Raw genomic sequence first — 23,916 nt, forward strand, 5'->3', positions numbered from 1 at the left:
AGTAGCCCCGGTTATGGCCGGGGACAGAGACGGGGATGGTGTCCCGGACAGTAAGGACGCCTGCCCAAGGACATCGGCGACCGTGGCCAGCGGCAATGGCTGCCCGGCCCAGGCGGCTCAGGAGGCGCGCACTGTGGTGCTGCTGTTTGACAGCGGCTCATCGGTAGTGCGTCAGGATCAGCTCAAGAAGCTGCAGCCCTGGATGAACAAATGGCAGGGGCATCAACTGGTGGTCAAGGGGCACGCCGATGAGCGGGGTGGTGCCAGCACCAACCAGACTCTGTCACGAGCCCGGGCGGAGGCGGTTGCCGACGTTCTGCAGTTGAATTTTGGCGTCGATCGCCGCTCTCTCTCCCTACATGCTTTGGGAGAGAGTGAGCCATTGAAGGAAAATGACCAAGGACTGGCTGCCAATCGCCGTGTGGAGGTGGTGGCCCAGCCCGTAACCCTAAAACTGATTAAGGGAGACTAGGGAAAATGGAAGCATGGATGGAGCAGTTGCCTGAACTGGCGATGGCCTATGGACTAAATATCGTATTCGCCCTGGTGATCTTCATTGTGGGTCGCTGGGTCAGCAAACTGGTGCGTAAGCTTGTGGAAGCGGTGATGACCCGGCGTAACGTCGAGAAGACCGCGGTCAGTTTTGTCGGTGCCCTGGTCTCGGTGATGATCATGGCGGTGACCCTGGTGGCGGTTCTGGCGCAGCTAGGGGTGCAGACCGCTTCGCTGATTGCCGTGTTGGGTGCCGCCGGCCTGGCGGTAGGCCTGGCTCTGCAGGGCTCCCTGTCCAACTTTGCTGCCGGTGTCCTGCTGGTGGTGTTCCGTCCCTGCAAGGCAGGAGACTACGTCGAGGCCGCAGGAGTGGCCGGTGTGGTCGAGGAGATCTCCATCTTCTCCACCACCCTGGTGACCCCGGACAACAAGAAGATCATCGCCCCCAATGCGGCGGTGATGAGCAGCGTCATCGTCAACTACAGTGCCAAAGACACCCGGCGAGTGGATCTGGTCATTGGTGTATCTTACGATGCCGACCTGCGTCAGACCCGTGAAGTGCTCACCAATACGGTCAAGGCCTGCGAGTATGTGCTGGATGATCCCGCGCCCACCATCGAAGTGTCTGCGCTGGCGGACTCCAGTGTTAACTTCGTGGTCCGTCCCTGGGTCAAGGGCGCAGATTACTGGAACGCCTACTTCCAGCTGATGGCCAACATCAAGGTTGCCCTGGACGACGCCGGCATCGGCATCCCCTATCCCCAGATGGATCTGCATGTTCAGCAGTTGCCGGCCAGGTCGCCGGCCGATCATCAGTAGTCCCATTCCTGAGCAGAGTCAGGATTGAACAGCAAGGCGGGTCGCGATGGCGGCCCGCTTCACGTTTGGCGGGGGGAATGTGATCTCTGCCCATTTGGGCGCGCCTTAGGTACAATGGCGCCAAGCAAACACTACAGGACCCGCAAATGCTGTTGAAAATTGTACGTGAAGGCCTGGGCCGCACCATAGCTCTGGGCGATGTGCTCACTCGCCCCAGGCCGGTTAAACGCTCTCCGGAGGAGCAGGCCAGGGTAGCCAAAGAGGTACAAAGCCTGTCTCTCTACCAGTTTTATGCCTGCCCCTTCTGCATCAAGGTACGCCGTGCCATGCATCGGCTGAACCTGCCCATCGAGACCCGGGATGTGAATCGTCACCCGGTATACCGCGCCGAGCTGGAGCAGAACGCCGGTAAGGTGATGGTGCCCTGTTTGCGCATTGATGGTGACGAAGGCAGCCAGTGGATGCTGGAGTCTGGTGACATCATCGCCTATCTGGATAAGCGCTACGGCACTGCCTGATCCCCTTTCCTGCCCCGGGGGCTTTGGCTACAATGGCCGCTTTTTTACGCCCCTGGGTGCCCATGGATCATCTTCAAAGGTTTCACCGGCTCACTGAACTGCTGAAGGCACATCGCCACTGGTGGCAGTTTGTGCCTTTCGAGCAGCTGAGTCTGCCCTGGCTGGAGTCGGCTCCTGCTCTGTGTACCTGGTTGGCAAACCAGCCCGACGAGACCCTGGTGGCGCTGCGCCAGGATCTGCCGACACTGCACGCTGAACTCTCCCCCTTCCTGCCTTTTACCGTCGAGCTAGGCTCTCTGGCCGCCGTCGACGACAGTGAAAGTCGTGAGATTCGCTACCCATCCCGTCTCGACTCTGGTGTGCCTGGGCGAAAGTGGCGGCAGATCACCGCCTTTGCCTCTGCGCTGCACAGTGACGACCAGCCCTGGCTGGAGTGGTGCGCCGGTAAAGGCCATCTGGGACGGGTGCTGGCGGCGACCAGCGGTCGCGACGTCGTCAGCCTGGAGTGGCAACAGACCCTGTGCGAAGAAGGGGCGATGCTGGCATCGAAAAGCGGTCAGCCGCAGCGATTTGTTCAGGGCGATGCCCTGGCGGCCGATGCGGCCTCCCTGCTTGCCGGTGAACAGCATGCGGTGGCACTGCACGCCTGTGGTGAGTTGCACCTGGCCCTGATGCGCCATGGGGCAGAGCGTCGCACCAGGTCCATCTCCCTCTCCCCCTGTTGTTACCATTTGATCCCTCAGGACAGTTATCAGCCTCAGTCCCGGGCGGCCCAGGCAACTGGCCTGAGTCTGAGCAAGATGGACTTGAAGCTGCCTCTGCAGGAGACGGTCACCGCCCCGCCCCAGGTGCGACGCCGCCGCCGGCTGGAACTCAGCTATCGTCTTGGGTTTGATTCCCTTCAGCGCAGTCAGGGTGGCAGCGGATACCAGCCTCTGCCCACCGTGCCCAAGGCGGTGTTGGATCAGGGATTTGAAGCCTTCTGTCACTGGGCCTGCGAGCGTAAGAATCTGCCGCTGGATCTGACCCGGGCCGGTGATTTTCTTGAGAAAGGGGAGGTCAGAGTGAGCCTGGTGGAGCAGATGGAAACCGTGCGTCAGCTGTTTCGTCGTCCATTGGAGATCTGGCTGGCCCTGGACAGGGTGCTGTTTCTTGAAGAGCAGGGATACCAGGTGTCCCTGACTAAGTTCTGTGAGCGCAGCGCCACCCCGAGAAACCTGCTGATTCAGGCGACCCTCAGCAAGGCTATTTGACCCTGACCTTGCCCCCGACCATCTTCAGGGCAGGCACACCCCGGATCAGGGTCTGGCGGCCAAACTGACTGCCGCAGCCGGGACAGATCCCCGGCTCCTGGGTGTGATCCTCGGTAATCCGCTCCATAAAGCACTTCACCAGGGCACCGTTGCCCCCCTTGCGGTATCGCAGCAGCTGGGTACGACATCGGCTGCAGCTGATCTGGACAGAGCGGTCCGGGAGTTTGCTGTTGGGTCTGGCCATGGAATCCGGGTATCTGGTGAAACAGGCTAGGCAGTGTATCCCAGAGAGGGGCGCGGCGCGAAGTGGGAAATCGCCTTGCATTTCTGACAGCTCTGCTAATCTTGTTGATATGCCGGGCACAGAGTTCGGCTTTTTTTGACTTGGCGGGAGTGCCGGGTTGTCAGCGCAGAGAATCACAAGGATGTGGCCAATGTTGCACAGAGAAACCCTCTTAGGGCGGGCGGCGGTGCCCGCCCCAGTTTTTCAACCTGCAGATCACACGCAGATCATGGTTGGCCACCCAAAACGGGGAGGCGCCCATGGTTAACACCCTGAGTATCCGTCAACGCCTGGTGCTTCTGGTGGTGGTGATCTGCGGCATTCAACTGCTCACCACCTCGACCGTCTTTATTAAGCTGACCAACCTGGAGGGGCACCTGGGTGAAGTGGCCCACAGGAACATGCCTGTGGTGGCGGCGGCCACCCGCATCACCGAGTTGCAGCTGGAGCAGGAGGTGATGTTTGAGCGGGGATTCCGTTATGCCCTGGAGCTTTCCTCTGAGGAGGGGGCGGTGTCGGGCTACCAATCCTCCCTTGCGGCCTTCTGGGCGATGAATCAGGAGATTGAACGGGAGTTCAGCCGTGCCGGTCGCTTCTTCGAGGGCAGTACCGGCGATATGGCGCTCCTTGGCGCCTCGCTGGTGAAGCTTCGCGCCCATCATCACACCTGGGTGGAGCATGTTCAGGAAGTGTTTGAACACCTGGAACAGGGGGCTATCAGTCAGGCAGAAGCACTCTCCGGCCAGGTGGAACAGGAGGCTCAGGCCCTGACCACTGAGGTGGAGGAGCTGCTGCATCAGTTGGCGGGGCTGACCGAAACAACTTTGGGGGACATAGAGGGAGAGGCCACCAGCCTGGAATATATCTCGGTGTCCGCGTCACTGGTCTCCCTATTGATCGCCTGTGCCATGGTGCTGTGGTTCTCCAGGGCGATCATGCGGGGGCTGGACAAAGGTCTGGTGGCCCTGCACGATCTTGCCGGTGGTGACTTCAGTCGGCCCGTCGCCAAAGATGAGCCCGGCGAGTTGGGTGAGCTGCTCTGCGCCATGGAGAAGACCCGCAACACCGTGGCTCAGCTGCTCATTGGTGTCAGGCACTCTACCGAGGAGGTGGCCCAGGCCTCAGATTCTCTGTCGGTGTGCAGCTGTGAGGTTCAGAACAACGTCAGTCGCCAGACCGATGAGGTGACCCAGGTGGCCACTGCGGTGAATCAGATGGCGTCGACCGCTCAGGAGGTGGCACGCAGCGCCTCGGCCACCCAGGCGGCCACCGGTGAAGCGACCCAGAGGTCTCAACAGAGCCAGCAGGCCAATCTGGAGGCCATGGGGCACACGGAACAGCTGGTGGAGAGCCTGAATCAGAGCGGCGAGGTGATGGGCGCGCTGGAGCAGAACAGCCACAACATCGGCACCGTGCTGGAGGTGATCAAGGGGATCGCCGAGCAAACTAATCTGCTGGCGCTCAATGCAGCCATCGAGGCGGCACGGGCCGGGGAGCAGGGCAGGGGGTTTGCGGTGGTGGCCGACGAAGTACGGCATCTGGCTCAGCGCACCCACGAGTCCACCACGGAGATTGAGTCGATGATTGAGCAGTTCCGCTCCGGAACCGATGAGGCGGTGCAGACCATCCAGCGCAGCTGCGACCTTGGCGGGCGCACCATAGAGCTGTCCGGTCGCTTCAGTGAGCTGATGTCGCAGATGAATGATGCGATTCAACGGGTGAACGAGATGAACACCCAGATCGCCAGCGCCGCGGAGGAGCAGAGTGGGGTGGTGGAGGAGATCAACATCAACGTAGTGCGGGTCAGTGATGCTTCAGAGGGCAACGCCCAGCAGATCCAGCAGGTTGCTGCGGCCAGTGAACAACTGACGGCCACCGCCAGTCAGCTGAGAACCGCCATCGATCATTTCAGGTTACCGGAAACGGGATAGAAAAAAGGCCGGAGTCACAGCTCCGGCCTTTTAGTTTTGGGGTTTCAGGCTAGCCTTGACGGGCGGCAATGGCCCGGCTGATGACGGCAAGGGTGGTGCCGTTGTGCAGCAGGGCACTGGTGGCGGGACGCAGCCAGCCCATGGCCGCGGCCAGCATAATGCCGCTGTTGACCACCTCTGCCAGGCGGATGTTGCTGTCAATCAGCGCCATCGCCTCCTGGGACAGCTCTCTGGCCTGGGCAATGCCCAGCAGGCTATCCTGCATCAGCACCACATCGGCGGCCAGGTGCGCCAAGTCGGTGCCTGTGGCCATGGCCAGGCCTACATCGGCAGCCGACAGGGCGGGGGCATCGTTGACACCATCGCCGACGAACATCACCTTGTGCCCCTGCTGTTGCAGCTTGGTGACCACGTCCGCCTTGGAGTCTGGGGTGGCTTCGGCAAAGAACATGTCGAAACCCAGCTCCTCGGTGACCTGACGGGCCTTGGCCGTGGTGTCGCCGGTGAGCAGGACCAGATTGCGAATGCCTTTATCCCTCAGGCGCTTGAGGGCGTCGTGGACCTCTTCCCTCAGGGTGTCCCGAAGGCCAATGACCCCCATGGGCAGGTTGCCACTGGCCAGGAACAGCATGTGCTTGCCCTCCGCTTCCAACTGGGCAATGGTCTGCTCCAGCGAGCTGAAGTCCACCTGCTCATGGGCTTCCAGGTAGTGGCGGCTGCCAATCACCAGGGGATGACCGTCAATGGAACTCTTCAGGCCATGGGCGATCACGTACTCCACTTCACCATGCTCGATGTGGGGTAAGGCATGGTGTTTGGCGGCATTGACCACAGCCTGGGCCAGGGGATGGTTGCAGTGCTCCTCCACCGACGCGGCAATGGCCAACAGTTCCCGGGCGTTCTCCTGTTCGCGCAGGCAGATGACGTCGGTCACCTCCAGGTCGCCATAGGTCAGAGTGCCGGTCTTGTCGAACACCACGGTATCCACCTCAGCCAGGTTCTCCATGGCCCGGCCGCCCTTGAGCAGCAGGCCCTGTTTGGCGGCGCGGTACATCATCGACTTAAAGGCCACCGGAGTGGACAGCTTCAGGGCACAGGAGTAATCCACCAGGAATACCGAGGCCAGGCGCTCCAGGTCGCCGGTCATGGCGAACACGGCACTGCCGATGGCCAGGGTGATCTTCACCCGGCGTTCTGCCATCTCCTGAGTCGCCAGTTGAGTCTGACTCTTCTCGCCCAGCGACTGGGCGATGATGGCGGCGATGCGTGCTGTGGTGGTGTCACAGCCGATCTTTTCCGCCTTGAGGGTGACATTGCCCTCGTGAATGGCGGTACCTGAGTAGAGGTAGGCGCTGTCCTCCCGGCGCACCGGTACCGATTCGCCGGTGAGCGAGGCTTGGTTGACCAGACATTCACCCTGGGTGATCACCCCGTCTGCGGGCACCATGTCGCCTGGGCCCAGGCGCACCAGTTCGCCCTCGACCAGAGTTTCGGAGCTGACCTGTATCTCCTGACCGTCACGGATGACCCACACCTGAGTGTGCTTGGGCTGCATCAGTTCGGCCAGCAGCTTGTCGCTGTTGCGACTGGTGAGCTGCTCCATATACTCGCCGGTGGAGAGCAGGGTCTGGGTGAGCATGGCGGTCTTGTGATCCCCGCGCCAGGCGGAGAGGCCGATGGCGAACGCATCCAATACTTCGACGCCCAGGGTGCGATCCCGAAGCTGCTCAACCCCGGCCTCCAGGGTCGGGGTGATCAGCGCTGCGGTACTCAGGGAGGCGTAGCGTTTGGGCAGCAGCCCGGCGGCCAGAAAGCCCATCAGGTTCAGGGCAATATCGCCGCGGGTGTATTGGTGCTCGCCGTCGGCATGTTCCACCGCCTGCCAGTCCAATGATTCCAGTCTGGCCTGAATGTCCGCCGGCTCCAGCAGCTGGTGATCATATTCAATCACCAGGGAGCGGGCGTATTCATTCAGGCGGACAGAGTGCACCCCCTGCAGGGAGAGCAGTCCGCTTTTCAGCCAGTCGCCACAGCCCTTTAGAGAAGCCAGCAGCTCAATCTTGAGGCGGATGCGTCCAGGTATGTGGTGTTTGACCACAAACTGAGTCATCACTGCTCCTTGTGCAGGTTGCGGTAGTACTCCAGCTCGGCCTGAGTGTCTTCCAGGCGCTCCTTGAGTTCCTCCACTTCGCCACGCACAGTGGACCAGGCACGGTTGCCCGCGGAGGCGACGCCCTGCTGCACCTTCTTGTTGGAGAGCAGGTAGGCCACGGCGGCACCGGCCAGCAGGCCAGAGACGAAGTGGGTACGGGTGTTCTGCTGTTGGTAAGGCTGCTGCGGCTGGTAGCCGTAGGGGTAATAGGGATTAGGCACTTTTTTCATTGGAATTGTCCGTTAATTCATCGATGAGGTAGAGGCTGGCGGCGCCGGCGCACAACACAGTGGCCAGGGACAGCAGGGGGCGTCCAGCCATGCGGCTGGCAACGGCGGTGGCCATGCCTCCGGCAACTCCCGCTTTGGCGGCATCCTTCAGCGTCTTGGCGGCAAGCTCATTGACCTGCAGTTCACCGCGCTGATAGGCGCTCCACTGTCCAGCCGCAGAGGCGGTGCCGCCCAGTAGGGCGCTGGCGATCATCGCCCGGCTGGCGGGACTCAGCTCTCGAGAGCTGTTACTCATTGGCTTCAGCCTTTACCTGAGGCTCCGCAGGGGCTTCAGGGGCAGACTCCTGCTGTGGCGCCGCTTGAGGCTCGGGCGCGCGGTGGCGCTCGACGGATTCCTTGAAGCCCGCCTTACCGGCGGCCAGGGTGTCTTTAAACACATCGGTGCCCATTGAGACGTTGCTGGTCATGTTGGAGGCGGTTTGGGTGGCGGTCTGTTTTACCTTGTCGGTGCCGGTTTTCAGCAGATCGCCGGCATTGCCCAACATGCTCATCAGGTTGCCGCGGACGTTTTCGTTGCTGAGAATCAAGGCGGCAGCGGCGCCAATCATCGCCCCTTTCCAGAACTCTTTGTCGTCCACACCCAGCTTGTGCAGAAGATCCTTGAAGATGCCTGCCTGATCACCCATCAGTCCTTCCAGCATCTGCTGAGACTGGGCCATCAGTGGGTCGCCGTGGTGGTGATCATGGTGGCCGCCGTGTGGTGGCATGCCATGGTGATGCGGCGGATAGCCATGGGGCATTTGCGGCTGGCCCTGGGGCGGCACACCATAGCCTTGGGGTGGCATGGCGTGGGGGTGATAGCCGTGCATGGGATGAGGGTGGTAGCCATGCATAGGATGGGGGGGCCACACAGGAGGATAACCGTATGGGGGGTAAGCCATGTTTTGCTCGTCTTTGTTACTCATGATGTAACCGTCCTTATTGGTAATGTGGCGCTAAAAGGTCAATCAGCTCCTGGCAGGCCTGCTCGGCGCCCATCTGGCATTCGCCGAACAGCCTGTCCAGTAACCCGGGATGGATGGTGCCGTGGTCATACTCAAGGATTAGGCTGTTAGAGCCGGTATTGAGCTGGAACCTTTTTAAGGGGGGCAGGCGATTGGCCTGCTCCATAATCTGCTCTGTCTTGAATCTGGCCATCTGAGTGACCAGGGCCGAGTTGAACTTAAGCCGGATTCGGCCAGGAATATGGTGGGCAACGTGGACCCACTGCCTGAGCTTTACTATTTCTGTGGCCGTATTTGGCATGTCATTCAATCGCTTTCGCTAGTGGTAAGAGTTGGATTCTTGCATGGGGCTCTGTAAAGAGTGTTGCGCGAAGTCAAAAGGGGGTTCTTGTTTCCCTCAAATGGAGTGAAAGGGCAAACAAAAATCAATCTCATCACGAGCTTTGTGATGTTGACCCAAGGCCGGTGATTTTTCTTTGAATTTCAGCAGGGGATGGGATACATTAAATGCAAATCAGTCTCATTTAAGGTGGTTGTCATGTCCACTTACATCCACAAAACGGATCGTCGTCTGCGCATTCGCTCCGACTATGTCCTGAATAACCCGGCAGAGGTGCAGGGGTTAGTGGAGCAGCTGCGTCAGATCGATGCGGTACTGGAGGTGCGACATCGCCGTTACGCCGGCTCGGTGACACTTATTTTTGACCACAATGAGCTGACCGCCGATGATCTTCTGGAGACAGTGGAGAGCCATGGTTGGCTGCGCTCAGACAGTCGCAGCGCCTTTGTGGAAAACGCGGTACGCAGTGGCTCTCGTTCCCTGGTCAAAGGGGTGGCTGTGCTGGCATTGAAGCGTTTGATGGGCCCAACGGTGGTGAAGGCGCTGGCGTTCGCCTGATTTGAGATCAAACAAAAAAACGCGCTCCATTGAGCGCGTTTTTTTGTGCCTGAAATTCGGTCAACTGGCAAACTTCTTGACGGCACACTTACATTGGCCGCCCATCAGGGCCGGGCAGCGCTTACAGGGCGGAGATTTCAGTGGCAGCATGGTGAGGGGACGTGCCGGTTGTCGAATGGACTGAATCTGTGGGGTGCTCGCTTCCGAGGAGGAGAATTCGATGCCTCCCTCGTTAAACCAACTGAGCAGTGGGTTGAGTGGTGCCATCAGTTCTCGCACTGCGCTTTGCCCTGCCTGCAGGGTGATCGCCCTGAGCTCAGGGTTGAGCTCTCTTAAGGGGCGCTCAGCCTTGGCGAGGCGTTTTTGAAACTTACCCGCCTTGGTGAGCTTTTTGAGCTTCTTCAATGATGACACTGCACATCACCCAACTGAAATTGATTCTCATTTATCTTAATGGGTGGGAGACAAAATTACCAGAGGGTTGTTGCCCCACAATGAGGTCGGATCTCAGTTCCTGGGGTGGGACTTTCAGCTGATTTCCGGTTTTTGTTCGCTGTAAACCTTCGGCTTGGTAAAGTGGTTGTTGCGATGGGGTGTGCGCATTGTTACTTCTCGCTTGCATTTTCTTACCATGTTGCGGTGTTTTGGTGCTGATGCTCACATTATTTGGAACTTGATGTGAAATGAAGGCGGCAGGGGATGCAGTTGTCTTGACGCTTTGTTGTACAGCAAATTAGAATTCAAAAAAATGTTGTTTTTTTCGGGGTTAAAAAATCATTGATGTGAATTTGATTATTAGTGATCTATAAACTTCCTTCACCCTATGAATAGGGCAGTTGTTAATAATTTCACAAAGGCCAAATCAAGAGCCTGAATTAAATTCTCCGTTGGATTTAAAAACATTTAGATAAAGCTAAATTAGACTGGCACACACTTAAGCATCGACTGGTGTTGCTCACTAACGCTTCATAAAACAATCTTCAAGATTCACATGACTGCCTGAGACATTGTTTGTCATTAGAGTAGTCGGTTATTGCCTGGTGGTTTTGCTTCACATTTTAATGGGCAGGTTGTTTTCACGGAGCACTCTTTTTTGATGACAGCTTACCTTTTTGCTGCTGTCCGGCTTCTTTGTGCCCAAAAGAACCAAATTTCTGCCAGCTAAAGGCTTGCCATAGCATTTTGGCGATTCTGTTCTTACTTGATATTCACAAAAATAGGTTGAGCTATGCAATCAACACGACTACCTCTTTCTGGCGGACGTCGGAGCCCTACAACTGGGCGGCTGTTGGCTGGAGCTATGATGCTCTGGACTGCCGCAGCGTCTGCCGCCATAGACTATGACCTGCCTCAGGACGAGCCTTCCCGCTGGTCCGGGTATGTCGGTGGCGGATACACAAGAAATGTTTATAGTTCAGACTCATATCATGCATATGAGTCCTTCTATATGAACGCCAGGCTGGGCTATAAGACAGATTATGGCCAGTACCGTCTTACCGTGGGTGGTGAACAGGAAACCCTGCATGGTCAGGAGTCGACTTTCTACGATCCCATGATTGAGTTTCGTACCAATAAGTACAAGTTTGATGAACAGTGGTCTTTAAGAGGCAGCCTTGCTGCCATTCTTCCCGGTAACCACTATTCCAAGCTGGATCACTTTGAATACGCATTCAGATTGGGTGGCTATCTATATTGGAACCCAAGCGATGACTGGTATTTATATGTCTCTCCAAGATATAGATACAATGATTACAAATACAAAACATCCGGGCAGCGTGTTTTAACAGAGCATCAATACGATATTGTCGCTGATGCTCTGTGGCAGTTCTATCCCGATTGGTATCTGGAACTGACCTATCAGCATATCTGGAGCGAAAATTATTACGGTAAGCAATTAGACGACAAATTCTTCTTCGCTCAGGAGTTGGGCTGGGAGATTAAGAAGAATCTGATTCTTGCTGTGGCTCACAATAACAGTGGCCGATTCTATAACCCCGAGAGGGGTCCTTCTCAAGAGTTTGAGATCTTCGATAAGCGAAGCTCAACTTTCACTCTTTCGATAACACAATATTTCTAAGGCAATCAAGCTAAGAGGATATGATGAATAAATCTCTTTTGTGCCTCTCGATCACCAGTGCTCTGGCACTGTCTGGTTGCGGGGCGGGCGAGGAGCCCTACAAGGAACTGCCCAAGGATGAGAAGCAGATAACCACTGCGGCCATCGAGAAAGCCGGTGAGCGTCAATATCTCTACATCCGAAGTGTTGGGCAGGCGCCACGTTATGCCGCCGCTATCCGCGGATTTACCCAGGGCGACCCCAAGCTGGTGACCCTTAAAAAAGTTAAAGGTGGTATTCAGGTACTGCAATTAGACCGCGATAACATTGGTCTCGGCCATGAAGGTCGGTATGACACCGACAACAACCTGGCGCCAGTAGTGACCATTGCAGGTCAGTATATCGATTTCAAGTGTAAAGAAGATAAGTGGCGTGAGTGCATCAACGAAGAGGAGGAGAACGAGGACAAAGACCTCGAGTGGCATCAGAAGCGCTACTTCGTTCCTCAGTTTGAAAAAACCAGTGTCCATGAAGTGTCGATCGAGGACATATTTACCTTTGGGGAATGTGTAAAAGAGGACAAAGAGGTTGTGACTCTGGCTCGAGATGAGGATCGAGGCTGGAAGGGTTATGAGATGAATCTTGAAGAGGGGGTGATCAACTTCGAGATCAAGCACACCTACACCGCTTCTGACTCCTGTCTGAATCAGTTCTACAACGGCAGCCTGGATAACCTCTCCTTCACTACCACAGAGTACATCTCCATTGTGGCGGTGGATAAGCTGGCCAGCCCAGATTATCAGGCTATTCCCTACAGTGAGGATGAGCGGGGTACCTACGGTTACTTCACTTCCGATCATCACTATCGTGATGCCACCGACAGCGACGGTGTGGACGGCTATGTCCGTACCTACATGAATCGCTTCAATCCTGCCAAGGAGAGCATCACCTATTACCTGAGCAACAACTTCTTCGATGCCAAGAACAAGGCGTATCTGGATGCGGCCAACGAAAGTGTTACCGCCATCAATATTCAGAACAAACTGTTCAAGACCGGCTTCCCTGAGATCAAGCTGGAGCAGGCCAATGACAAGCGTCATGGCGACCTGCGTTACAGCCACATCACCCTGTTCGATCAACCCCTGGACAACGGTCTGGCCGGTTACGGCCCCTCTGCCGCCAACCCCCTGACCGGTGAGATTGTCAGCGGCCGGGTGAACCAGTACAGCTCCAACCTGAAGCAGGGTGCGGTGCGCTATTACCGCCAGGTACGCCTGGACTACAACCGTGGTCGTCTGGACGCAGAAACCGCCACCGCCCTGACCGGTGTTGAGTACAAGAACAGCAACGACGTCAATACCGGTAAGCCGGCTCCCGTGGACAAGGTGGACGCTGCCAATTTCGAGCAACCTGAGCAGACTCTGCTGGCCAAGGCCACGACTTTGCCCAAGCTGGTGAAGGAGAGCCAGGAGTTCGACGAGCTGGTGGACTACGATCGCGAGACCCGCGACTACTGGTCCGAAAACACCATGATGCACCTGGACAATGTCTATGCTGTTGGCGGTGCCGCACGTCAGCTGCCTGCGGGCATCAAGGATCACAAGATTGACTGGAAGCGAGCCGAGCTTTGGGAAAACGGTGAAGTGGGCAGCAAGCTGGTTGCCTTTGAAACCCTGCCTGTGGATCTGCAGAATGAGCTGACCACCAAATTGGCTGCTCAGGCCTTTGCCGGCACCCTGACCCATGAACTGGGTCACAACTTCGGCCTGCGCCACAACTTCTCCGGCAGTACGGACAAGGAGAACCTGTTCACCGAAGAGCAGATGGCGATGATGGATGAGGCCTTTACCGCAGCCGGCTACCCGGACCTGACGGTGAACGCCGAGTTCTCCAGCCAGATGGACTACAACGTCAACCGTTTTGCCACCACCTTCGAACCCTACGATCTGGCGGCCCTGCGCTTTGCTTATGCTCGTGAAGTGGAGAAGAAGGACGGCGAGTTTGTCTCCCTGAAAGAGGAGGATGCCAAGCGTCGTGATGAGCTGGCCAAAGGCATTGTCAACGGTGAAACCCGCTTTGGTGCGCTGTACAACATCGAACAAAAGAATGAGCTGCGTAGATACAACTTCTGCACTGACGGCCATGTCACCCTCAACTCCAATTGTAACCGCAGCGATGCTGGCGGCACCCTGGAGGAGATTTCTGAATTTTACATTGAACGATATAAGGACAGCTATGAAACCGCTAACCTAAGGCATAATCGTCAGACCTTGTTTGAAGATCATACCTTGAGCTACGCCATTGGTCGCAAGCATCTGTTCAATGATATTCGTCAGTTTGTTGAAGACGTTACCAGCTATGAGGAGCTCTTCACTCTGCCTGAGAACACCTTCGTTCGTTGGTGCGGAGAGCTGGCTGCCTCCAATGAAGACGCTTGGTATTGCGAGATGGTTCGAGCCGAGGAGCAAGCCGCGGACCTGTTCTTGACCCTAATGGGTGAGAATGATGCGACCATTCGTGCGCACTTTAGAGCTAAAAGCGATGACTCCCCTGCCGGTAGTTTGACCTTTAACCTGAGGGAAGTGCTGGATTCTTATCTGAGATTCTCCGGTCAGCTCAGTGAACAATTTGAGCCGGGCCAAGTTATTCTCAACGCAACAGACTCTCCTGAGGTCCTGAAAGAGCTGATTTTGAAGTCACGCTTCTCTGAGGCAATTCAGGAGCAATTTTATATTGCTGATATCGAGTTAAGCGGTCGCTTGCTGAATGGCATGAAGGCGCCAAAGTCCTCGCCCAATCATCCTTATGTCAATGAACGCGATGTACTTGGCGTGTGGCCAGATAAATTGCTTGCAGTACGTTCACTGGTTACACGTACTACGGAGCGCAGCTCAAGCGGATTGAGTAATCGAGCTTTAGTCGACCTGCCTTCTGTTCAGCCTGTGTTTGAGGACATGCTTTGCAGAGCGGTTATGGGAGAATCCAGCGTATTGAGAGATACTTGCGGCACCAGCGGTAAGCTGGGTAAATATATGCCGGAATACAGTGACTTTGCGGATCGCAGCATTGAGCCTCTCCCTAATTACGCTCGGAGTGTTGCTCGTTACTTCGGTTTTAGCACTGATCGTAATGGTTACCCCAAGGGGGAAAGTAATCTGCTGGAGATGATGCTTCGTCAAGTGTCTATGGCATCGCGAGATAGTGATTATCAGGGATACGAGAAAGCGCGTAAATGGCGAGAGTACGTGGGTATTCACTGGAACAATATCTCATTGGCCAAGAAAGCGGAGATCACCCACAACGGTCGCATCTATGTTGCTACTGAAGAAAACGTTCTGGCTATTGGGTTAATCGATAGAATTCAAAGTGTGGAAGCGATTTTAGCTCCCGACTCTGGTATCGATCTGACCCGGGTGCTTGATGGTCGTACTTTAGAAGAGCACCTTAGGGCGCAACTGGAGCGTGACTACCGCGTTCTGACCTACCTACCTGTTCTGTAATCCATCAGAACCTGTATTGAAATCTAAGGGCCGCATTCGCGGCCCTTTTCTTTTGTCCGGCCTCTGGGCTGTATGTCATCGCCGATGACACCACGGCTTCCCTCTGAATTTCGTTGGCACTGGGTAGAGGCTCTGAGCTTTGAGGAGATGAGTCAGGGTAACCTTGGGGACAAGGGTGGAGCCAAGCAGCAAGACAGCTGTTGTGTTCGGTTCTTTTTAGCTTGTTGGAAATGCGCTCCCGATGCTGCGTGCTCGAACCATCTCCCGCTTGCACAGAGATTGTCTTCGAGTCTTTTTGAGCCTGTGAACTGCATGTGAGCAGAAATAAAAAAGCCGGCCCAGAGGGGCCGGCTTGCTTATCAATCTAAGTTGCCCTAGTTGAACAGAGGGAACTGCTCGAAGGCACGACGATAATCCACGTACTCGTTGGTGCTCCAAAGGCGCAGCAGCTGAGGGTCGTAGTCGTAGACCTCGGCATCCTTGCGGTAGGTGGAGTACTGATTGTTGGACTCGATGGCGTCGCCGAAGGTGGTGGCCAGGTTGTAGATCTCCGTCAGACGGGCGTCATCGATGCGGTCGATGGACTGCAGGGCGTTCTCCAGAGACTCCTGGGAGTTACACTTGCGGTTCAGGCGCTGGGCTTCGGTTTCGCTGTCCAGTTCCAGGCGACGACACTTAAAGGTGGTCTCGTTATCCTGGCCCTGGTTGCGAACAATCTCATACTCCTTGAAGTTGTTGCGTAGCAGGAAGAAGCGGGCAAACCCGGTGGTTTCCTGCATCAGCTTCAGAGCGTCCGCATCGGCGATGGCGATCAGGCGTGCTTCGTGGTGGTCACGGGCAGCTCGGAACACATTCAGGGCGTTGCGTACCCGGTAGCCAACACCACCAAGGCGTTCAACCTGGGGCTTTTGCTCGTCACCGTAGAGGGCGCGGGTAGCCATGGCCTGGGCCAGCAGGTTGCGGCGGGTGGCCACAAAGTTGTCTGCCTTCCAGGAGAAGGTGATGGCGCCCTCGGTGTCCACGTAAGGACCGGCCCTGCGCAGGCCAATGGCGTCGATCAGGCCCAGGGCGTTGTCGCTCAGACCATACTCTTTCGCCCAGGCGTATCTGTGCAGGTTGTTCAATAGCGCACGGAATTCAGGGGTCGGCGTATCGGGTGTGGCTGGGTCGTACCAAAGGTCATAGTAGTCCTGATCGGTGAAACCGAAGAAGTGCTTCATCGGCCACAGGTAGGAGGGCGACTGGTCAATCATCTTGCCCAGGCTGGGCACGTAGCGATCGACGGTCTCCACATACTCGCCATCCTTGTCCACAAACACCGGCTGGCGGGCTGTGGGGTTGCCGGCCAAGTAGGAGAGGTGGCTGTAGATATCTTCCACCTTACCTTCGATGTCGATCAGCGCCAAGCTGGAGTTCTCGGTGTCTACGAAGGGGCTGTCGCGGCGCACCAGCATCTGGGCAGCCAGCAGTTTGTCAGGCCAGGCGCCCAGCAGGTCGACAGAAGCAACAGAGCTCTGGTGCGGGTTGTTGGCCTGCAGACTAGCCTGGATACGGCCATCTCGGGTCTCGGAGCGGACCACGATCTTGTTCTGCTGATTGGCCAGAACCTCTACCAGCTCGTCGTCGTAACAGCTAGTGGGTATGTCGCGGTTGTCGGACATGCCCGGGCCGTAGGTGCGCCACAGGTCGGACAGGGTGGCGAAGCGGTAACGGTTAGGTACCCCTGGGGCGATCTCTTCCAGTTCACACACCTTGTCAGGCTGAGTCATTACATCGATGAAGAAATCGGCAGCGGTGACTGCGGCGTCGTAGGTATCACACAGGTTACGCAGGTTGCTGGTCATGGTGTCACGAGGCACACCGCGGCAGCTGTTGGCGTAGATCTCACTGAAGACACGACCGTTGGTGTTGCTGACCCCCAGGTAACGGGCAAACAGGTAGTCAATTTCTTCGACGTTTTCAATCACGTCACGAATATTCAGGAACTGATCCCAGCGGCTCAGGAAGTAGTTGTACTGATGGAACTGGTAGAAGCTCTGACGGCCGTTACGACGGTTCATGGTGTCGTAGCTGTCGTAGTAGCGCTGAATGCGGAAATCGGTCAGCTCTTTGATGTTGGTGCCTTCATCGAAGCGGTTACACAGCACCGAGGTGGTGGTGTGCTCGTCGGTACAGAAGTTGTACAGAGTCAGGCCCAAAGTCTGGTTGTCACCGAGATCGATATTTTTAAGTTCGTCGCTCTCCAGATAGTTGTCTCGTATCTGCTGGACGATGCCCCGAGGGTAGGCGTTGAAGTCCTCAGCCAGTTCGCTGTCCAGCTTGGCCAAAGAGAGGTACTTCTTCTCTGTGGTGGTCTTGGGCTGGTTGGTCTCTTCATCGATGGCTGTGGTGCTCAGGTCCGCTTCGACCTGGCGGCCGTAACCGAAACGCAGGGCGGCGATGTCGTACTTACCATAGGTCGGCAGCTCATCGAAGATGGAGGCCGCGTAGTCCATGATGGAGCTGTAGGCAGGCACCTTCTCCATACCCTTGGCCTTGGCTTCGGCTTCAGAGTAGAAGTTGGCTTTGTCCACTGAACCCATAAAGTTGTGGCGCAGGCCCAAGTTGTGGCCCAGTTCGTGGATAAGGGTGGAGCGGAACATGTGGGCGGCGATGGCGTCGCTGACCTCTGACTGCTGGGCTGCGGTCAAGTCGTCCCAGGCTTTCAGCTCGGTGTTCTCTTCGTTGGCGAAGTAGCCACCCTCCAGATAATCGATGCCTTCAATCAATCCTTTGGACTGGGTGCTCAGCCACATGAACTCCACCGCGTAAGCATTCTGTTCGGCGAGCATATCCAGATACTGCTGATGCTTGTTGAAAGATTGAATCGCCAGATCTTTGTGCTGGGTGTTCCAGGTTTTCTCTGCGGCGTGGTTGTGGCCAGCCAGTTGAGTGTCCATGGTGCTGCCGGCAACCTGGGCAATCTCGCTGTCAGCCAACTCTGGAACACCAATAGGAGCGCCCATGTCTGCGGCTAGCATGTCGCGGAACGCCTTAACCTCGAGGTTTTCTTCGGTATTTGTGTCGGCAGGCTCCTGAGTCTCCGGCTTGTATTCGTCAGGACGGGCAATCTCCTGACGGTTGTAGCGCATCACCAGTTGGGTCCACATGGCGCGGGTGGCGCCGCGGATGACGCCGGCGTACTGGTTGACGTGGGCGTGAACGATTTCACCGGTCAGCGGGTTGGTGGCGGAGGGGCCGTAACCCAGCAGGCCATTGTCTACAGGGTCGGTGATCAGGTTCAGTACGTTGTAGCGCAGGTCTCCGGTATGAACGCCCGCTTTGCTGTCCGGATTGACGATGCGAATCGGCGGTACCCCGGTGCCTTCCAGCGACTTATTGATGTCGGCGATGCTCTCCATGGTGACGCGCTTGTACAGCTCGTTGCCTTCATCGTGGTAGCTGTCGCTCAGGTAGTAGTCGATGCTGTCCTGATTGGGGGCAAAGCGGTTCAGCAGGCTGAATACACTGCCTTGAACATTGGTTTCACCTGTGGCGGTACGCTGCTCTTTGCTGTCCTCGAAGAAGCCGTAGAAGGCACGGTCACGGCCCTGGTAGTAGATGGGCTGGTAATCCGGGGTGACAAGCTTGTCCAGCTTCACCAGGGAGTAGAAGAAGCGGGTCTTGAAGGACAGGTTCTTCGGGTCATTGCCGAACTGGTACTGATCTTCTGGGTCTGCGGTAAAGGTGCGCTCCAACTCGACGTTGATCACGCCCTCTTCAGCGTTGTACTCGTAGGAGACGATACGAGGTTCGGCGGTCTCTTCCACGTTGCTGGCGGTGTACCAGGTCAGGCTGTCATGAGCCAGGGTGGCAACCTTTTCGTAGTCCGGCACGAAGTGAGTGGCGTCGGTCCACTCGCGGTCTTCGTCTTTGTTGATCTCTTCTTTGTTGGTGCACTCATCATAGGCGTTGAGGGCACAGCGGTATTCACGGAATTCACCGGGAATTTTCAGAACCGGGGCTTTGTTGATGTCCGAGTCCCAGCGGCTCTCGCCATCCATGGACAGCTTATCGCGGTCCACCTCTTCGGCGTAGATGCCGTTGAACTCGTCAAAGCGCAGGGTGACCAGCTTGGGGTCGCCCTGGAAGAAGCCACGCTGAGTCATGGCATATCTGGGGGCGGCACCGGTGGAGGGCATAAACAGCCAGAGGGATTCGGTGTCCAAAGAGGCAGTGGAGATCTCTTCGGCAGGCCTCTCAAATTTGTCGTAAGGCCTGTCTTCAGTGCCGCAGCCGGTGAGGGCGGCGGCCACTGCGGCGGCAATGGCGATCCGTTTAAACATTGGGATACCTTTTTAATAGATTAAAACTGATAGTTGGCAACGAAGTAGTAATTCATCTTGTCGAGATCGACGAAGTCATGAATTGGGTCTGTGCCACGTTCCTGGTTGTAGTAGGTGATGCCGTTGGTCATACCGATGGCGATATCGATATTGTCCGTGAGCTGGTAACCAAGCTCTTCACCATGAATTAGGTCTGGGTAGATATTGTCGCCGTCATAATCCCAGCCGTATCTGGAGATTAAGTAGGTGCTGAAGTTGAACCTGTCGGCAAAGAAGTAATCGATGGTAAATAGATTGCTTGCCTGATATTCGGACAGTTTTTGGTCACCAGCTGTCTTGTATTCATGAAAGTTCTTTCTTAGCCGCACACTGTCGCCTATGTAGAGGCCATCTACATAGTCGCTCAGATTGAAGCTGACGCGCAGGCTACCGCGAACACCGAACTCCAGATCCTGTCGGCGGGAGAACTTGGAAGTGGGTAGGATCAGACGCACCTCTCCACTTAAGGTGCTTGATTTGCTTGGCTTCCAGAGGTTGTTTCTCGACCAGGACAGGGAGGTGTCACTCCAGAAATCTCCCTGACTACCATACTCGTCACCATCACTGGCGTGGTAACCGGAGATGACGGCCTGTAGCCGTGAATCATTATTCAGCGAATAGCGAATGATCGCTGTTGCCGAATAGTTACGTTCTGCCAAATATGCACCAGCACTGTATTTGTTTTGGGTGTAGTCGACACTAAGAAAGCCTGACCAACGGCTCTCTTCAGGATCACTCCATCTGTCCTGAATATTTTCTGCACTCGCTAAAAAAGGCGCTATCCAAAGTATGGATGCGACCAAAAATGAGCATATTTTCATTATCGTTGTCCTAATTTAGGCTTTGGTTTTTAACCCTGAATTAAATTAGTTTTTACTAAATATTCCCCTCGAATTTTATTTCGGACACGAGACGCTATCATTAGTGCATATGGTATGCAAAACGAAAAAGCACAAAAAACAAACAAACTTAAAGAATCGTAAAGAGGAGTGCACAAACTGGGATCTGCGTCTCAAAAGTTGATAAACCAAATCGCCGGGTTAATTACACTTTGTAAGGAAAATGTGCGTAAAGCAGTAGGATAATGAAAGGGATAAGCTGTGAGCTGGAGTGTGACAGGCCTGCATGAGGCCATGCCATTGAGAGAGGTGCGGCAGGATCAATCCGCCAGTTCGGCGCCGACACTGAAGCTCAGCATTCTGGGGGGTTCTCCCAGCTCCATTCGGCCCTGTTCGCCCACCTTGATCACCACCGCTGGCATCAGCAGTTGGTTCAGGCGTTCGCCTTCGCCACTGGTCAGCACCGCGTCTACGGTGATCTGCTCGTTGTGGGTGCTGGGCTGCAGAGAGAGGCGGTAGTCACCCAACTGGTGGTCGCTCCACTGGTTGGCGGGCACTCGGGCGTCCAGTTGCATGGGTTGGGTGCCGGGAAGCACCACTTCGATGGAGAGATCCAGCTCCTGGGCCGCAACGTTAAGGGCGGTCAGCGACAGCAACAGGGGCAGAGCAAACTTCATTGGGTCTCCGGAGCAACAGGAAGCGAAAAACAGAGGCCAGAGTATCAGAAATCTGCGGCTGCCAGAAATGGAGTCTATTGATTAGGTAATAAAAAAGGCACCGCAAGGTGCCTAATTATTATCGGGGCAGATTCAGAGAATGCGCTCCTTGAGGAAACGTTCCCGGCGCGCCAGCTCCGCCTCCCTGGCCATCTTCGCCTTGCGCTTGTCGCAGGGTTCTGGGCAGTCGCACACCTTGTCGATGCCGACGCCCCCCAGTCCTCCGCAGGAACCGGCGATGGTCTTGCGCCTGAACAGATAGCCGACGGACATCATCAGGATCACCAGCAGCATGATGGCAAAGGTGGTGGCAAAGGCGGTCATAGCTTGTCTCCAAATCCGGGCACCCAACAGGGTGCCCCTTAATCAGTCACCGAAGTCATCCAGCAGGATGTTCTCGTCCTCAACGCCCAGATCTTTGAGCATCTTGATCACCGCGGCGTTCATTACCGGTGGTCCACACATGTAGAACTCGCAATCTTCAGGCGCCTTATGGTCCTTCAGGTAGTTCTCGTAGAGCACATTGTGGATGAAGCCGGTGTAGCCATCCCAGTTGTCTTCGGGCAGAGGATCGGACAGGGCCACATTCCAGTGGAAGTTGTCGTTCTCCGCCGCCAGGCTATCGAAGTCCTCCTGGTAGAAGATCTCCCGCACCGAGCGGGCACCGTACCAGAAGCTCATCTTGCGCTTGGTCTTCTTCGCCTTCAGCTGGTCGAAGATGTGGGAGCGCATGGGAGCCATGCCGGCACCACCACCGATGAAGATCATCTCCGCCTCGCTCTCCTCCTTGACGAAGAACTCGCCGAAGGGACCGGAGATCACCACCTTGTCACCGGCCTTGAGGTTGAAGATGTAGGAGGACATCTTACCCGGGGGCAGGTCGTTGCTCGGCGGCGTAGCGATACGCACGTTGAGCATGATCAGGCCCTTCTCATCCGGGTAGTTGGCCATGGAGTAGGCACGCAGTACGTCCTCTTCGACCACGGACTCCAGCTGGAACAGCTCGTACTTCTCCCAGTCGTCGCGGTACTCCTCCGGGATGTCGAAGTCGGCGTAGTTGACCTTATGGGCCGGGGCTTCAATCTGGATGTAACCACCGGCCTTGAAGGGCACCTCTTCGCCTTCGGGCACCTTGAGGCGCAGCTCCTTGATGAAGGTGGCGGTGTTGTCGTTGGAGACAACCTCACACTCCCACTTCTTCACCCCGAAGATCTCCTCTTCGATCTCCAGTTCCATGTCGTCTTTCACCGCCACCTGGCAGGCGAGACGGCAGCCCTCTTTGGCCTCTTTCTTGGTGATGTGGTCCCGTTCGGTGGGCAGGATCTCGCCACCGCCGGACTTCACATGCACCCGGCACTGGCCGCAGGTGCCACCGCCGCCACAGGCGGAGGGGATAAAGATATCCTGGCCCGCCAGGGCGCCCAGGAGTTTGCCACCGGCTGGCGTGTTGACCGTTTTATCCGGGTCGCCATTGATGCCGATGGTGACGTCGCCAGAGGCGACCAGTTTGCTTTTGGCGATAAGGATCACCGCGACCAGCAGACACACCACTATGGTGAACATGCTGATGCCGATTGCCATTTCCATCGCGTTACCTTCTTAAATCGTCACAAATTGGGTTACAGGGCGATGCCCACGAAGGCCATAAAGCCCAGTGCCATCAGTCCGGTGGAGATAAAGGTGATGCCGATACCCTGCAGCCCCTCGGGGATGGCAGAGAACTTCATCCGCTCTCGCAGGCCGGCCAGCAGTACGATGGCCATGGCCCAACCGGAGCCGGAGCCCAGTGCAAACACCACGGACTCGGTCATGTTGTAGTCGCGGTTGGCCATGAAGATCACCCCGGCGAAGATGGCGCAGTTCACCGTCAGCAGTGGCAGGAAGATCCCCAGGGTCTGGTAGAGCGCAGGAGCATACTTGTCCAGCACCATCTCCAGAATCTGTACCAGGGCGGCGATCACGCCGATGAAGGTGATCAGCTTCAGGTAGCTGAGATCCAGGTTCGGCATTCCCGCCCAGGCCAGGGCGCCGGGCTTAAGGAAGTTCACGTAGATCAGCTGGTTGACCGGTACCGCCAGGGCCATTACCACAATAACCGCGATTCCCAGGCCGAAGGAGGTGGAGACCTTCTTCGATACCGCCAGGAAGGTACACATCCCCATAAAGAAGGAGAGGGCCATGTTGTCGATAAAGGCAGCCTGAACGAACAGGTTGATATAGTGTTCCATGTTCGCTCCTTAGCCTTTGCGCTTCTGAATCACGTGAAGGCCCCAGATCATCAGGCCGATAAGGAAGAAGGCGCTGGGAGCCATCTTGAACATCTCGTTGGCCAGGTAGAAACCGCCGTTCTCTGTGGTGGTGATCACCTCATGACCGAACAGGGTGCCTGCGCCCAAGAGTTCGCGGACGAAGCCCACCCCTACCAGGATGACGCCATAGCCCAGGGAGTTGCCCAGGGCGTCGATGACCGACATCAGCGGTCCGCTCTTCATGGCGTAGGCTTCCGCCCGTCCCATCACGATGCAGTTGGTGATGATCAGTCCCACAAACACCGACAGTTTCTGGGACAGCTCATAGGCCACGTCCTGCAGCACCATGTCCACCACGATCACCAGAGAGGCGATCACCGTCATCTGGGCGATGATGCGCACGCTGTTGGGGATGAAGTTGCGGATCAGCGAGATAAACAGGTTGGAGAACACCAGTACGAAGGTCACCGCCAGGGTCATGACCACCGCGGTTTCCATGGAGTTACTCACCGCCAGGGCGGAACAAACACCCAGAACCTGCATGGCCACCGGGTTGTTGGCAAAGATGGGAGTGGTCAGCACCTGCTTGGCTGCATTACTGCGACTGCTCAT

The 23,916-nt window shown here is 56.4% G+C and carries 22 protein-coding genes; 8 read left to right on the forward strand and 14 right to left on the reverse strand.

Annotated features, from left to right (window positions below):
- The first annotated feature begins 13 nt into the window (after nt 1–13).
- The 4 genes from QUE41_RS04365 to QUE41_RS04380 all read left to right on the forward strand — a co-directional run bounded on the left by QUE41_RS04365 (nt 14) and on the right by QUE41_RS04380 (nt 3,082).
- Nucleotides 14–472, forward strand: coding sequence for an OmpA family protein (locus QUE41_RS04365; protein WP_286341713.1), 459 nt, complete (start codon nt 14–16; stop codon nt 470–472).
- Between the two features lie 5 nt (nt 473–477).
- A complete protein-coding gene (locus tag QUE41_RS04370; RefSeq protein ID WP_286341714.1) occupies nt 478–1,311 on the forward strand; it encodes a mechanosensitive ion channel family protein in 834 nt (277 codons plus the stop codon).
- 146 nt (nt 1,312–1,457) lie between these two features.
- The gene (locus QUE41_RS04375; protein WP_286341715.1) at nt 1,458–1,829 is read left to right on the forward strand and encodes a glutaredoxin family protein; all 372 of its coding nucleotides are present in this window, start codon (nt 1,458–1,460) and stop codon (nt 1,827–1,829) included.
- 62 nt (nt 1,830–1,891) lie between these two features.
- Nucleotides 1,892–3,082 carry a methyltransferase gene (locus QUE41_RS04380; RefSeq protein ID WP_286341716.1) on the forward strand — a complete coding sequence of 397 codons (1,191 nt, stop codon included), beginning with the start codon at nt 1,892–1,894 and terminating at the stop codon, nt 3,080–3,082.
- On the opposite strand, the gene QUE41_RS04385 is transcribed toward QUE41_RS04380, so the two are convergent.
- Entirely contained in the window at nt 3,075–3,326 is a 252-nt protein-coding gene (locus tag QUE41_RS04385) for a hypothetical protein (protein ID WP_286341717.1), read from the reverse strand. The genes QUE41_RS04380 and QUE41_RS04385 overlap by 8 nt on opposite strands.
- A gap of 299 nt (nt 3,327–3,625) precedes the next feature.
- Between QUE41_RS04385 and QUE41_RS04390 the strand changes: the two genes are divergently transcribed.
- A complete protein-coding gene (locus QUE41_RS04390) occupies nt 3,626–5,296 on the forward strand; it encodes a methyl-accepting chemotaxis protein (protein ID WP_286341718.1) in 1,671 nt (556 codons plus the stop codon).
- Nucleotides 5,297–5,345: 49 nt separating this feature from the next.
- On the opposite strand, the gene QUE41_RS04395 is transcribed toward QUE41_RS04390, so the two are convergent.
- From QUE41_RS04395 to QUE41_RS04415, 5 genes are read right to left on the reverse strand one after another with little or no spacing between them, the layout of a single operon-like run.
- Nucleotides 5,346–7,406, reverse strand: coding sequence for a heavy metal translocating P-type ATPase (locus tag QUE41_RS04395; protein WP_286341719.1), 2,061 nt, complete (start codon nt 7,404–7,406; stop codon nt 5,346–5,348).
- The gene (locus QUE41_RS04400) at nt 7,406–7,678 is read right to left on the reverse strand and encodes a YtxH domain-containing protein (RefSeq protein ID WP_028108637.1); all 273 of its coding nucleotides are present in this window, start codon (nt 7,676–7,678) and stop codon (nt 7,406–7,408) included. The genes QUE41_RS04395 and QUE41_RS04400 overlap by 1 nt, the downstream gene beginning before the upstream one ends.
- Nucleotides 7,662–7,973: a magnetosome protein MamC family protein gene (locus QUE41_RS04405; protein ID WP_286341720.1), complete on the reverse strand. Its 312-nt coding sequence runs from the start codon at nt 7,971–7,973 to the stop codon at nt 7,662–7,664. The genes QUE41_RS04400 and QUE41_RS04405 overlap by 17 nt, the downstream gene beginning before the upstream one ends.
- Nucleotides 7,966–8,643: a hypothetical protein gene (locus QUE41_RS04410; protein WP_286341721.1), complete on the reverse strand. Its 678-nt coding sequence runs from the start codon at nt 8,641–8,643 to the stop codon at nt 7,966–7,968. Before QUE41_RS04410 ends, QUE41_RS04405 begins: the two co-directional genes overlap by 8 nt.
- Nucleotides 8,644–8,656: 13 nt before the next feature.
- Nucleotides 8,657–8,983 carry an HMA2 domain-containing protein gene (locus QUE41_RS04415; protein ID WP_286341722.1) on the reverse strand — a complete coding sequence of 109 codons (327 nt, stop codon included), beginning with the start codon at nt 8,981–8,983 and terminating at the stop codon, nt 8,657–8,659.
- Between the two features lie 237 nt (nt 8,984–9,220).
- Here QUE41_RS04415 and QUE41_RS04420 point away from each other — a divergent pair, with 237 nt between their 5' ends.
- Complete coding sequence (locus QUE41_RS04420) at nt 9,221–9,580, forward strand: hypothetical protein (protein ID WP_286341723.1); 360 nt, start codon at nt 9,221–9,223, stop codon at nt 9,578–9,580.
- A gap of 60 nt (nt 9,581–9,640) precedes the next feature.
- Here the strand turns inward: QUE41_RS04420 and QUE41_RS04425 are convergent, their stop codons facing one another.
- Nucleotides 9,641–9,985, reverse strand: coding sequence for a hypothetical protein (locus tag QUE41_RS04425; RefSeq protein WP_286341724.1), 345 nt, complete (start codon nt 9,983–9,985; stop codon nt 9,641–9,643).
- An 898-nt stretch (nt 9,986–10,883) separates the two neighbouring features.
- Here QUE41_RS04425 and QUE41_RS04430 point away from each other — a divergent pair.
- Nucleotides 10,884–11,657, forward strand: coding sequence for a hypothetical protein (locus QUE41_RS04430; RefSeq protein WP_286341725.1), 774 nt, complete (start codon nt 10,884–10,886; stop codon nt 11,655–11,657).
- A gap of 23 nt (nt 11,658–11,680) precedes the next feature.
- Nucleotides 11,681–15,136 (forward strand): zinc-dependent metalloprotease, encoded by a 3,456-nt coding sequence (locus QUE41_RS04435; protein WP_286341726.1) that lies wholly within the window; start codon nt 11,681–11,683, stop codon nt 15,134–15,136.
- A gap of 374 nt (nt 15,137–15,510) precedes the next feature.
- Here the strand turns inward: QUE41_RS04435 and QUE41_RS04440 are convergent, their stop codons facing one another.
- From QUE41_RS04440 to QUE41_RS04470, 7 genes are all read right to left on the reverse strand, one after another.
- Entirely contained in the window at nt 15,511–19,461 is a 3,951-nt protein-coding gene (locus QUE41_RS04440; RefSeq protein WP_286341727.1) for a zinc-dependent metalloprotease, read from the reverse strand.
- Between the two features lie 20 nt (nt 19,462–19,481).
- Nucleotides 19,482–20,321, reverse strand: a complete 840-nt coding sequence (locus tag QUE41_RS04445; protein WP_286341728.1) for a hypothetical protein — start codon at nt 20,319–20,321, stop codon at nt 19,482–19,484.
- A 338-nt stretch (nt 20,322–20,659) separates the two neighbouring features.
- A complete protein-coding gene (locus QUE41_RS04450; RefSeq protein WP_286341729.1) occupies nt 20,660–21,016 on the reverse strand; it encodes a hypothetical protein in 357 nt (118 codons plus the stop codon).
- A gap of 132 nt (nt 21,017–21,148) precedes the next feature.
- Nucleotides 21,149–21,379 (reverse strand): (Na+)-NQR maturation NqrM, encoded by a 231-nt coding sequence (gene nqrM, locus QUE41_RS04455; RefSeq protein ID WP_028108630.1) that lies wholly within the window; start codon nt 21,377–21,379, stop codon nt 21,149–21,151.
- Nucleotides 21,380–21,421: 42 nt separating this feature from the next.
- Nucleotides 21,422–22,642, reverse strand: coding sequence for an NADH:ubiquinone reductase (Na(+)-transporting) subunit F (gene nqrF, locus QUE41_RS04460; RefSeq protein WP_286341730.1), 1,221 nt, complete (start codon nt 22,640–22,642; stop codon nt 21,422–21,424).
- Between the two features lie 32 nt (nt 22,643–22,674).
- Nucleotides 22,675–23,283 (reverse strand): NADH:ubiquinone reductase (Na(+)-transporting) subunit E, encoded by a 609-nt coding sequence (gene nqrE / locus QUE41_RS04465; protein WP_286341731.1) that lies wholly within the window; start codon nt 23,281–23,283, stop codon nt 22,675–22,677.
- A gap of 9 nt (nt 23,284–23,292) precedes the next feature.
- Complete coding sequence (locus tag QUE41_RS04470; protein ID WP_286341732.1) at nt 23,293–23,916, reverse strand: NADH:ubiquinone reductase (Na(+)-transporting) subunit D; 624 nt, start codon at nt 23,914–23,916, stop codon at nt 23,293–23,295.

The organism is Ferrimonas sp. YFM (assembly GCF_030296015.1).
Taxonomy (GTDB): Bacteria; Pseudomonadota; Gammaproteobacteria; order Enterobacterales; family Shewanellaceae; genus Ferrimonas.

Bases quoted from the DNA above. Each gene is read 5' to 3' on its own strand.
- QUE41_RS04435 (WP_286341726.1), top strand. From the start codon at position 11,681: ATGAATAAATCTCTTTTGTGCCTCTCGATCACCAGTGCTCTGGCACTG.
- QUE41_RS04400 (WP_028108637.1), bottom strand. From the start codon at position 7,678: ATGAAAAAAGTGCCTAATCCCTATTACCCCTACGGCTACCAGCCGCAG.
- QUE41_RS04445 (WP_286341728.1), bottom strand. From the start codon at position 20,321: ATGAAAATATGCTCATTTTTGGTCGCATCCATACTTTGGATAGCGCCT.
- QUE41_RS04395 (WP_286341719.1), bottom strand. From the start codon at position 7,406: ATGACTCAGTTTGTGGTCAAACACCACATACCTGGACGCATCCGCCTC.
- QUE41_RS04365 (WP_286341713.1), top strand. From the start codon at position 14: ATGGCCGGGGACAGAGACGGGGATGGTGTCCCGGACAGTAAGGACGCC.
- QUE41_RS04405 (WP_286341720.1), bottom strand. From the start codon at position 7,973: ATGAGTAACAGCTCTCGAGAGCTGAGTCCCGCCAGCCGGGCGATGATC.
- nqrM (WP_028108630.1), bottom strand. From the start codon at position 21,379: ATGACCGCCTTTGCCACCACCTTTGCCATCATGCTGCTGGTGATCCTG.
- QUE41_RS04430 (WP_286341725.1), top strand. From the start codon at position 10,884: ATGCTCTGGACTGCCGCAGCGTCTGCCGCCATAGACTATGACCTGCCT.
- QUE41_RS04440 (WP_286341727.1), bottom strand. From the start codon at position 19,461: ATGTTTAAACGGATCGCCATTGCCGCCGCAGTGGCCGCCGCCCTCACC.
- nqrF (WP_286341730.1), bottom strand. From the start codon at position 22,642: ATGGAAATGGCAATCGGCATCAGCATGTTCACCATAGTGGTGTGTCTG.
- QUE41_RS04450 (WP_286341729.1), bottom strand. From the start codon at position 21,016: ATGAAGTTTGCTCTGCCCCTGTTGCTGTCGCTGACCGCCCTTAACGTT.
- QUE41_RS04370 (WP_286341714.1), top strand. From the start codon at position 478: ATGGAAGCATGGATGGAGCAGTTGCCTGAACTGGCGATGGCCTATGGA.
- QUE41_RS04420 (WP_286341723.1), top strand. From the start codon at position 9,221: ATGTCCACTTACATCCACAAAACGGATCGTCGTCTGCGCATTCGCTCC.
- QUE41_RS04415 (WP_286341722.1), bottom strand. From the start codon at position 8,983: ATGCCAAATACGGCCACAGAAATAGTAAAGCTCAGGCAGTGGGTCCAC.
- QUE41_RS04410 (WP_286341721.1), bottom strand. From the start codon at position 8,643: ATGAGTAACAAAGACGAGCAAAACATGGCTTACCCCCCATACGGTTAT.
- QUE41_RS04375 (WP_286341715.1), top strand. From the start codon at position 1,458: ATGCTGTTGAAAATTGTACGTGAAGGCCTGGGCCGCACCATAGCTCTG.
- QUE41_RS04390 (WP_286341718.1), top strand. From the start codon at position 3,626: ATGGTTAACACCCTGAGTATCCGTCAACGCCTGGTGCTTCTGGTGGTG.
- QUE41_RS04385 (WP_286341717.1), bottom strand. From the start codon at position 3,326: ATGGCCAGACCCAACAGCAAACTCCCGGACCGCTCTGTCCAGATCAGC.
- QUE41_RS04380 (WP_286341716.1), top strand. From the start codon at position 1,892: ATGGATCATCTTCAAAGGTTTCACCGGCTCACTGAACTGCTGAAGGCA.
- nqrE (WP_286341731.1), bottom strand. From the start codon at position 23,283: ATGGAACACTATATCAACCTGTTCGTTCAGGCTGCCTTTATCGACAAC.
- QUE41_RS04470 (WP_286341732.1), bottom strand. From the start codon at position 23,916: ATGAGCAGTCGCAGTAATGCAGCCAAGCAGGTGCTGACCACTCCCATC.